Below are 9,846 nucleotides of genomic sequence, written 5' to 3' on the forward strand. Positions count from 1 at the left end.
CGAGATGGAAGGGGCGCCGAATGATTAGATTCTAGCGGCGTTGCGCGTCGGTCAGATAGCCCGCTATGGCCCTTCCTTACGCCTTGCTACAATCCAATCATTCGACGTCATCAAGGCAATCTGACTGTTCAAATGGTATTATATTCCGGGTGGTCCTGCCACCGCGCGCTTCAAGCCGCCCCAAAGCAAAGGTCTTGGACACGTGTTCTTGCCAATAGCTCCAGTCATGGACTCCGGGATATTCTTCAAAGGTGAAATCGATACCCGCGTCTTCGAGTGCCCGTGCGAGCTCTCTGTTCTGCTCAATCAACAGATCGTCTGACCCGCAATCGAAGCGAAACGGCTTTAGGCTTTCTCGATTTTGCAGGATGGTTTCAAGGACGCCCTCGGGCTGCTTGGATTCCCCTCGGTAGCTCGGCAAAGGGGTTTCTACAAAAAGCGCCATCTGCTCTAGCTGGGTGATCGATGAATGCCCAGCAAAGCCGGCGAAGCGCTCTGGATACTTGGCTCCCAAGCGCAGTGCTCCAAAACCGCCCATCGACAAACCACCGATGAAATGCGGCGCAGTGCGTACGTTGCCGGTCACTTCAGAGACCAGATGGGGCACATCCTCGACGATCCATTTTTCAAAGTCCTGAGCAGGGTGGGGCACGTAGCCACTGCCATCGCCCCACAGGCCATCCGAAGGCATTGCTAGAATCATCGGCGGCACATCGCCCGCATCAATCATCGCTTGAAGCGTCAGATGGGCATTGCCAGAAAGAGCCCACGCCCAATGGCTACCATAGACGCCGTGTAACAGCAGAACCACCGGCACATCGCTGCGGCCAATCGCTTGCTCCGGCACATAGAGCGTGACGTCTGCCCGTTGTTGCAGCGCGGGGCTCTTGACCGTGACGAATTGCAGCTTGCCGCTCTGGCATGGCAGGTCTCCGACTTCGGTCGTCCGGAAATGAGAAGTTTGCGCGCTCATTAATCAAAGACGATCACCCCCTTGGCGTTACGACCAGCCAGCATGTCATCAATGGCTTGTTGTAAATCCTCGACGGCATAGGTGCGTGTGATCAATTCATCGAGCTTGAGTTGCCCCTGCGCGTAGAGCTCCATCAGTTTGGGGAAATCGAACTCGGGCTTCGCCTTGCCATACAGCGGATTGAGATAAATCTTATCCCACTCAAACAGGTTCATATCGATCTCAATGGTTTCCTCGATCCCAGAAACCTGCACCGCCATACCAGCATTGCGAATCATCGCCAGCGGCGCGGCACCCAGCGCGGGGATTCCAGTGCACTCAAATGAATAATCAGCCCCGCGTCCACCGCAGAGGGCTTTGACTTTTTCCGCGGCTTGCAGCAGTCCGGTATCGTTGCGATCAGCGAGCACGGTATGGGTCGCACCAAACTGCACCGCCATGTCGAGTCGTTGTTGGTTCACATCCACCGCAATAATTTTGGAAGCGCCGGAAATGCGTGCGCCTTGGATCACGTTGAGCCCAACCCCGCCAGTGCCGAGGACCACAGCACTGCTACCAGGGCTGAGTTGCGCAGCATTTACCACAGAGCCGTAACCGGTCATCACACCGCAGCCAATAATGCAGGCCGAGGTAAAGGGAATCTCCACGGTGATCGGCACGACCGCCTCTTTGCGCACCACGGTGTGGCTGCTCAGCGTGCCGATATTGAATGAACGCCCTAACGGGGCACCTTGCCAACGCGTGGCATCGGCATGCGCCATCCCATCGGTCGGCACTTTACCAGTGACCGGTGAATATTTTTCACAGATATTTTGATGGCCGTTCTGGCATTGATAGCAGCATTTGCAGGGGATCGCCCAATTCAAAATGACGCGATCGCCGACCGCCACATGCGTCACGCCCTCACCCACGGCTTCGACAATGCCCGCGCCCTCATGGCCGAGCACAAAATTTCCACCCCAGTTGAGTGAATCCCAATCTGTGTGGCAGAGGCCAGATGCCTTGATGGCAACCAGCACTTCATCGCGTGCGGGTGGATTGACTTCGATTGTTTCGACGGTGAACCCGCCCTTACCATCCGCCACTGCGGCTTTCGCTTGAATTGACATTACGCTTAAATTTTTTTTGGTTACTTTGAGATCAACTGGACCTTGAGTTCGTGATAGGCATTGGCACGTTCATAGTCGGCCTCTTTCTCCACCTTCCTTTGCGCGGAAAGTAGCGTCATCCCGTTGGTGTGCTGGCAGAGCTTTTTCAAGAGGGTGCGCACGATCAATCGCGCATGAGGTGCGCCAAGGCAGTTGTGTGCGCCGTTGCCGAATGCTATATGTGGATTAGGTTTGCGGTCGAGGCGCACGGTTTCTGGTTCCTCGAACATAGTCGGATCAAAGTTGGCCGACGCCCAGTTGAGCGAGATCAGCTTGCCGGCATCGACTTTCACACCGTGCACGTCTGTATCCATTGGACACATACGCCCAAGGTGGGTCACCGGCGATGTGTAGCGAATCAGCTCTTCTGTCGCGGTCATCACCAGCTTCGGGTTTTCTCTCAGCGCATCAAGCGCTTCGGGATGTTCTGCAATGTATGCCATGACGGTCGATACAGTATTGATTATAGTGTCGCGTCCGCCAGCGAAGGCGAGGTTGGCACAGCCCTGCATCTCCTCGCGGGTCAGTGGCCGGCCTTGATAGCGTGCCTGCACTAGAGCAGAGAAAAAGTCGTCGCCAGGATTGGCCTCGGCGCGGTCGAATAATGAGTTGGTATAGGTCTCCATCTCAGCTCCTTTTGACTTGCCACTTTCATCGCGGAAAACATGGGTTCCCCAAGTGGTCCATAAATCAGCTTCCGACTCCGGCACGTTGAGCAGATACGTCAGAGCACGCGATTGCAGAGGGATGGCAAACTCCCGCACGATCTCGATCGAATCACGCTCAAGAGCATCGAGGATGAGTTCCTCCAATAAATTCTCCATGCGTTCGATGTATTCAGGCTGAGTCGGCTGACGGAAGAACGGTTCTACAATTTTCCGGTACTCCGTGTGTGCTGGCGGGTCCACTTCGATCGGGTATTGACGCATGCTGCGCACATCTTCTTCGCGCGGAATCGGCACCCGGAATGGAGCGTCGGAGCTAAAGGTCGTGTAGTCGCGCGCCGCTTTGCGCACTTCCTTAAAGCCAAGAATCATCGCGACGGGGTCGCCGTCGAACTCAGTTGCTAAAACAGGTTTCTGCTCGCGGGCAGATTTAAACGGATCGTGGTAGGGACAGTTGGACATGGTGGTCTTGGCAAAAAGGAAAAAGGAAAAAGGAAAAAGGAAAAAGGAAACTGGTAACTCGTATTGCGACCGGGACAGTCGCGCTACGAGAGGGGAGCGACTTCGACGATAAGACCGTCGAACTCTTCGACTACTTCGATCTGGCAACAGAGGCGACTGCGTTCGTCGGTTTCGTCTTCTAGATCTAGCATGTCTTGCTCAATCTCATCGGCCACGCCGACTTTATCCAGCCACTCGCGCTTTACTTTGACGTGGCAAGTCGAGCACGAACAAACACCACCGCAGTCACCGTCGATGCCCTCCACATCGTGTTCGGTGGCCACTTCCATCAGTGTGCCAATGGCATCTTCGACAACGACCTTTGAGCCGTCCTGCGTGATAAAGGTAATTTTAGTAGGCATATAAGCAGAACTTTAGCAGGGGATTCGATCTAGTTCTGCCACCCAATTCACCACAACTAATACTATCTTCACATTGGATTGCTTATTAACTTAAAATATGGAGAATAGAGAGCGATGAAGCCCACCCGCGAAAATGTCCGCCCCCACTCAGGCAGTTCCTTTACCTGCCTCGATATCGATTTGCCGACGTTCGACCACAACTACCATTACCACCCCGAGATCGAGTTGACTTGGGTCATGGAAAGCTCGGGCCAGCGCATCATCGGCGATTCCGTCGAATCCTTCACGCCCGGCGATTTGATCTTAATCGGTCCGCAAGTGCCTCACCAGTACCGCAACTGGAGCCAAGGCCGAGCCTGCTCGCGCGTCATTCAATTTCGCTCCGACCTGTTTGGTGCCGAATTTTTCAACTCAGTCGAATTTCAAAAAATGGATGCCCTGTTGAATGAATCCAAACGCGGGCTCAGCTTCTCACCGACAACAACCAAAGCCGTGCAATCGCAGATCCAGCAACTCTTTGAACTGCCAGCAGGCCCGGAACAGGCACTGCGATTGATTGAGATTCTCCACACCCTCAGTATCGATACGAAACGCAAACCACTCGCCAGCCCCAGCTACTCGGCATCGGTCACCACACGCAAGATCGATCGTCTGCAGCGCGTGCTCAACTACCTCGAGTCGCACTGGCGCGAGCCCATCACCCTACAGCAAGTATCTGACACCGCGGCTCTGCACCCCCAATCAGTTAGTCGATTTTTCCAACAACACCTAGGCATGAGTTACCAGAGCTATCTGGTGCAGCTGCGGCTCAGCCACGCCGCCCGCGAGTTGATCGAAACCGAACACACCATCACCACCATCGCCTTCGACTGCGGCTTCAACAACCTCGGTAACTTCAACCGCCTCTTCAAAGCCAACTACGGAAAAACGCCGAACACATTTCGCAGGGTGTAGTCATTTGCAGATATTGTGTGACTTCACGACGCCTTCTGCGTAGGTACGCTGGAGTCTTGCGTGGCGGCGGTTTCCAACCGCCAAGCCCAAGATTGTAAAATACGGACGAGGCGGTTGGAAACCGCCGTCACACCCTGAAGGAGTGGAGCCATCAGCCCTAACTCTCAGACCACGTAATCAGCAACAGGCTTCACCCTATCGGTCTGAAAACGGCACACTTGAAACTCCCGCCCCCATGTGTCAAGCCACAGCCTCACCAGAGCTGCGTCAAGCCGCAGCACTCCAAGGTTTTGTCACACTGAGCGATCACATTGATTGTAGAATCCAGTGCTTAAATTTTTGTCGTGTAGTGTGATATTTCATAAGAAATCTGTAAGATGATTCCATCCTATAAGGCACTATGGATCACGAGTCGACTAGTAGCATTGTGCGAATGGTAGTATTGTATGTCTAATAAATACTGTGAGGCCCTTCCCCGTAAAACAACTTCCCAATATCCCTCTAAATCACGCTAAATCACAAAAATATCACCATTGAGTCAGACTCCTGAGCTGGGCGCACCCTCGTTCGAAATGATGTAGAGAACCCTCCAGAAAATTGGATCTTCGCCCAATAATTCTAACTCCGACAGACTCTTAAACAGAGAATTATAAGATTTATCACCGGACCCCTTTTTCTACATCATCAGTAGCCCCTAGCCAGCCAATCGCCCTGGCTCTGTCCCCATATTTCACATATTTCATGTCCCGGGTGCTGTAATTGAGTGCATTCCCCGTAACTTTTGGCCACCAATCTTTATACAATGTGGATTTCGCATAGATACTTGTGGATGAATATTACTTTATTCATCCATCAGATGCATCTATGATACTGCATTTATGAAATTTATTTACCTCATTATCATCGCTCTGAGCCTTCCTCTCACAGCTCAGAAAGCAGTTCCTCTTTTCGATGGAAAGACTCTAAAAGGCTGGAACACAAACAAGGGAGAAGAAAAGTATTGGTCGGTGCGCGATGGTCTCATCGTAGGCGGGGATATGAAAAAGAAGGTGCCCTTTAACACCTTCTTAGCCACAGATAAATCTTACCAAAACTTTGAACTAGAATTTGACATCCGTCTCGTAAAAGGCAGCGGATTTATTAACTCAGGTATCCAAGTGAGAAGTATCCGCGTCCCTAAAAAGAGTGAAATGAAAGGCTACCAAGTCGATGCAGGTATTGGCTGGTGGGGTAAAATCTACGATGAATCCAGAAGAAACAAAGTCATTGCGCAGCCCATTGATCCCGCTGCGATCAAAAAAACAGCGAAGGACTGGGACTGGAATCACTACCGCATTCTCTGTGAAGGACCACGCATTAGATCATGGATCAATGGTGTCCCAGCACTAGACTATACCGAAAAAGACAAAAATATTCCGCTCGATGGATTGATCGGATTCCAAGCCCACGGTGGTGGCATTTTTGAGGTGCAGTATAAGGACATCACCATCAAAGAACTCCCTAGCACTCCAAATGTTAGAACATGGAAGGCACTACAAGCTCCAGCGAAAGTGTCACCACCAAAAAAATCTGGCGCACGTAGTCCACAACAAGAACTCCAAGGATTCAAGCTACCAAGAGGCTTCACTGCCGAGCTCGTAGCCAGTGAGGAGCAAGGAGTGGGCAAGCCAATCACCGTCCAATGGGACACCGCAGGACGCATGTGGACGATGACCGCCTTTGAATATCCTATCGATGCCAACGAAAATAAAGCACACGCAGAAGCCATCTATAAAAGGGGAGGCAAAGACAAAATACTCGTTTTTGATAACCCCAGCGCTCCTGGACCACAGACGCCCCGCGTCTTTGCCGATGGTCTCGTCATCCCACTCGGCATGATCCCCACTGCTGACGGCGCACTCGTCCAGTATGGTACCGAGATCCGCCACTACTATGACAAGAACCAAGACGGCAAAGCTGAAGGGTTCGACACTGTTTTAAAAGGGTTTGGCATTCAAGACTCCCACCTATTTCCTCACCAGTTTGAGCGTGCGCCAGGAGGATGGTATTACCTCGCACAGGGACTTTTCAACTATTCAGACGTGGTTCGCCCGGGTGGAAAAGCATTTGCGGATGGCAGTAAATCAGTCTCATTTCGCCAATGTAAACTAGCAAGATTCAGACCAGATGGCAGCGAATTTGAAAGCGTAAGCGCAGGTCCTAACAACATCTGGGGACTCATACAGAAGAACAACGGTGAAACCTTCATCCAAGAAGCGAATGATTGGGGAATACCGATAGCTGAGTATCTCCAAGGCACACACTATGCCACTGGTTCTAAAGAAAAGCTCCGCAGCTACGCGCCACAAATACCATCCACTCTCCCAGGTCAACAAATGGGCGGAACCGGGCTCAGCGGCATCGCCCTTACCGAAGAGAAAGCATCAGCATTTAATCAACTCCACCCCAAAGCTGAAAACGTTTTCTATATCGTGAATCCGATCACTAACAGAATCCAAATTATTACTACCGTGCGTGATAAAAATGGTGATCACAGCTACACAAAACAAACCGACTTCATGACCTCTGAAGACAAATGGTTCCGCCCCGTAGCGGCACACTTCGGACCCGATGGATGCCTCTACATCGTGGACTGGTATAATAAAGTGATCTCACACAATGAAGTCCCACGTGCTCACCCAGACCGTGACAAAACAAGTGGTCGCATCTGGCGCATTCGCCTGATAACCTTACCCCAAAGACACCGCTAGATTTAACTAAAGCCAACCCAGCTCAACTCATCCAGGCACTTCAAAACCCCAATGAGAAAATCGCACGTCTCGCATGGTATGCCATCGCTGACCGCAAGGTTGAGAAGACTCCCGCTCTGACAGAAAACCTCCTCAAGCTCGTCAACGATACCTCCGCACCGATCAGCAGCCGCACACTCGCATTCTGGTCACTCGAAGACCTCGGTGAGTGGCAGGAACATTCCTCTGAGTTAGCGAAACTAGCCTCTGATCAGTCACCCTTCATGCGTTTTGAAGTGATCCGTAGTTTGGCGAATTTACATTTAAATGAAAAAGAATTCCTCTCCATCGCCTCAGCCTTCCCAACGGATGAAAACTACCGTGTCCGTGCGGAGCTAGCGAACACCATCCGCTATCACCGAGCGCCTACTCCTGGTATCATCGCACTTGCTGCCCAGCTTGGGCAGGCACCGCTCACAGGAAGGTCACTCACCGCATACCATCGAAATTTTGAGCTCTACCTAGCACGCTGGGCAATGGAAAAACACGGTGCAGTCACCGCTAAGATGCTAGATTCTGAGATCGTTCAGAACCTGAAGCCCGAGTCATTCTTGCTCGCTGTCCAGTCACTTCCCCCAGCCCAGGCCAGCGCACAACTCATCAAATCTATCCCTAAGCTGGATCGCGAACTCAGCAAGAATGAGCTCTCCCTGCTAGCCAGCCAGATTCAGAATCCAGACGTAACCAAGGCACTACAGTCATTGCTCCGTGATACTAAACACCAGCTCCGTATCCTTAAAAAAATGGAACTGTTAGATGCTAAATTAGCCGCTAACCCGAGCCTCGCTGCCATCGTTGGTGAAGCATGTGCAGAACAATTTAAAAATCAATCATCAGATGAAATTCAATCACTCATCATCAGGCTATCCGCTAAATTCCACCTCAAGCAAATGGAGCAACCCGTCACAAAATGGCTACTACTAGATGGCAGAAGTAACACCGAAATCATCTCCGGCCTCACCGCCCTCAGTGAGATGCGTAGTGCGTCACCAGCCACACTAAAACTCTACACCAAATTCTTCAACCACGCGCACGCTCCCATCAAACGACAAGCCACCATCAGCATCGCATCCTTCGGTGATCCCTCCACCGTAGAGTTCTTTGCCAAGAATTGGGATGACCTCCCTAGCGACCTACGTCAGATCACCATCGGGGGGCTAACCTCAAGTAAAGCAAAAGCTGAATTACTCGGAAAAGCCACCGCCTCGGGTCAATTCAAAGGCCTCACCCCAGACTCACTAGGCAACATCATCACCGCGCTAGGTAGTGACAACGCAAGTGTGAAAACTATCCTCAAGAACACCCCAGGGCTCATCGTTCCCGTCATCAAGTTCACCGGTAAACCAAATGATACAGTAAACTACCCCATCGCGCTCAAAGGACCATTTACCGTCGAAGCCTGGGTGAAGCTCGATCCAGGTATCGGCCCAGATGACTCCATCCTAGCAAACGACAAAGGCGGAGCGGATCTTAATTTCTTTGACAGTAAGTTCCGTTTTTATGGAGGGAAATCCTATGCTGACTGCATCACGGCAAATCGAGCGATGCAGCCTAACCTTTGGACCCACTGCGCCGTCACGCGTAATAAAAAAGGTGAATTTAAAATTTACCTCGATGGAGAACTCGACTCGGCCAAAAGCAACCCAGTCACCGCAGACTTTCTAAACCTCACCATCGGCAACAGTACCCAAGCTGGTGGCAGCAGTTTAGAAATGCTAGAGTTCCGAGTATGGGATCATGCCCGCAGCCCTGAGCAGGTCCTAGCTGATCACCTCACATCCTATGAAACAGAAAAGCCAAAAGGCCTCGTTCATCACGTCACAGGCAGCACTCCTAAATTAACACTAAAAGGCAGCACGAACATCGCCTACGTCAGTAATGCTCCAAAACTCATCACGCCAGAAGCCGCGAAGAATGCTCATGCTAAATTCCAGAAATTCCTCAAGCTCGCTGACGACAAAGTCAAAGGAGACCCAGCAAAAGGCAAACTCCTCTTTGCCACCTGTGCTGCCTGCCATAAAGTAGGCGAAAGCGGTGGGATCATCGGCCCCGATCTCTCAGGAGCAGGAGCCATGACCACCGAGGCATTACTTCACAATATCCTCACCCCGAACGCTAAGATGGAAAGTGGCTACTACCGCCATGATCTTATCCTAAAAAATGGCGACAAAGTCAGCGGTTCGATGGTAGAAAAAAATAAAAACACCATCAGTATCCAGCCAATAGGAGGTGCCATCAAAGTGGTGAATAAAAAAGACATCGATAAGCACAACATCTCAAAATCATCACTCATGCCCGAGGGTTTGATCGATCACCTCAAGCCAAAACAAGTATCAAATTTATTCAGTTACCTACGCACACTCAAATAGCCATTCTAAATGCTTGAATGAATCAGCGTATGCTGATGATCATGTGATGTCAGCCATGCCAGCACATTTGAAAAATGGGGTCAAA

At 51.3% G+C, this 9,846-nt stretch carries 7 protein-coding genes; 3 read left to right on the forward strand and 4 right to left on the reverse strand.

What is annotated here, in order from left to right; translation table 11 throughout:
• Nucleotides 1–97: 97 nt before the first annotated feature.
• From BSZ32_RS13510 to BSZ32_RS13525, 4 genes are all read right to left on the reverse strand, one after another.
• Nucleotides 98–973, reverse strand: coding sequence for an alpha/beta hydrolase (locus BSZ32_RS13510; RefSeq protein ID WP_105043901.1), 876 nt, complete (start codon nt 971–973; stop codon nt 98–100).
• Nucleotides 973–2,082 (reverse strand): Zn-dependent alcohol dehydrogenase, encoded by a 1,110-nt coding sequence (locus BSZ32_RS13515; RefSeq protein WP_105043902.1) that lies wholly within the window; start codon nt 2,080–2,082, stop codon nt 973–975. The genes BSZ32_RS13510 and BSZ32_RS13515 overlap by 1 nt, the downstream gene beginning before the upstream one ends.
• Before the next feature lie 20 nt (nt 2,083–2,102).
• Nucleotides 2,103–3,248, reverse strand: coding sequence for a cytochrome P450 (locus tag BSZ32_RS13520; protein WP_105043903.1), 1,146 nt, complete (start codon nt 3,246–3,248; stop codon nt 2,103–2,105).
• A gap of 83 nt (nt 3,249–3,331) precedes the next feature.
• Nucleotides 3,332–3,649, reverse strand: a complete 318-nt coding sequence (locus BSZ32_RS13525; protein ID WP_105043904.1) for a 2Fe-2S iron-sulfur cluster-binding protein — start codon at nt 3,647–3,649, stop codon at nt 3,332–3,334.
• 114 nt (nt 3,650–3,763) lie between these two features.
• Here BSZ32_RS13525 and BSZ32_RS13530 point away from each other — a divergent pair, with 114 nt between their 5' ends.
• The 3 genes from BSZ32_RS13530 (at nt 3,764) to BSZ32_RS13540 (ending at nt 9,761) form a co-directional block, all read left to right on the forward strand.
• Complete coding sequence (locus tag BSZ32_RS13530; RefSeq protein WP_105043905.1) at nt 3,764–4,603, forward strand: AraC family transcriptional regulator; 840 nt, start codon at nt 3,764–3,766, stop codon at nt 4,601–4,603.
• 878 nt (nt 4,604–5,481) lie between these two features.
• On the forward strand, nt 5,482–7,353 hold the full coding sequence (locus BSZ32_RS18945) for a PVC-type heme-binding CxxCH protein (protein ID WP_165788850.1): 1,872 nt from the start codon (nt 5,482–5,484) through the stop codon (nt 7,351–7,353).
• 263 nt (nt 7,354–7,616) lie between these two features.
• On the forward strand, nt 7,617–9,761 hold the full coding sequence (locus BSZ32_RS13540) for a LamG-like jellyroll fold domain-containing protein (RefSeq protein ID WP_105043906.1): 2,145 nt from the start codon (nt 7,617–7,619) through the stop codon (nt 9,759–9,761).
• Nucleotides 9,762–9,846: the final 85 nt, after the last annotated feature.

It is taken from the genome of Rubritalea profundi (assembly GCF_002954445.1).
In the GTDB taxonomy this organism is placed as follows: Bacteria; Verrucomicrobiota; Verrucomicrobiia; order Verrucomicrobiales; family Akkermansiaceae; genus Rubritalea; species Rubritalea profundi.

Bases quoted from the DNA above. Each gene is read 5' to 3' on its own strand.
- BSZ32_RS13510 (WP_105043901.1), bottom strand. From the start codon at position 973: ATGAGCGCGCAAACTTCTCATTTCCGGACGACCGAAGTCGGAGACCTG.
- BSZ32_RS13520 (WP_105043903.1), bottom strand. From the start codon at position 3,248: ATGTCCAACTGTCCCTACCACGATCCGTTTAAATCTGCCCGCGAGCAG.
- BSZ32_RS13515 (WP_105043902.1), bottom strand. From the start codon at position 2,082: ATGTCAATTCAAGCGAAAGCCGCAGTGGCGGATGGTAAGGGCGGGTTC.
- BSZ32_RS13530 (WP_105043905.1), top strand. From the start codon at position 3,764: ATGAAGCCCACCCGCGAAAATGTCCGCCCCCACTCAGGCAGTTCCTTT.
- BSZ32_RS13525 (WP_105043904.1), bottom strand. From the start codon at position 3,649: ATGCCTACTAAAATTACCTTTATCACGCAGGACGGCTCAAAGGTCGTT.
- BSZ32_RS18945 (WP_165788850.1), top strand. From the start codon at position 5,482: ATGAAATTTATTTACCTCATTATCATCGCTCTGAGCCTTCCTCTCACA.
- BSZ32_RS13540 (WP_105043906.1), top strand. From the start codon at position 7,617: ATGCGTTTTGAAGTGATCCGTAGTTTGGCGAATTTACATTTAAATGAA.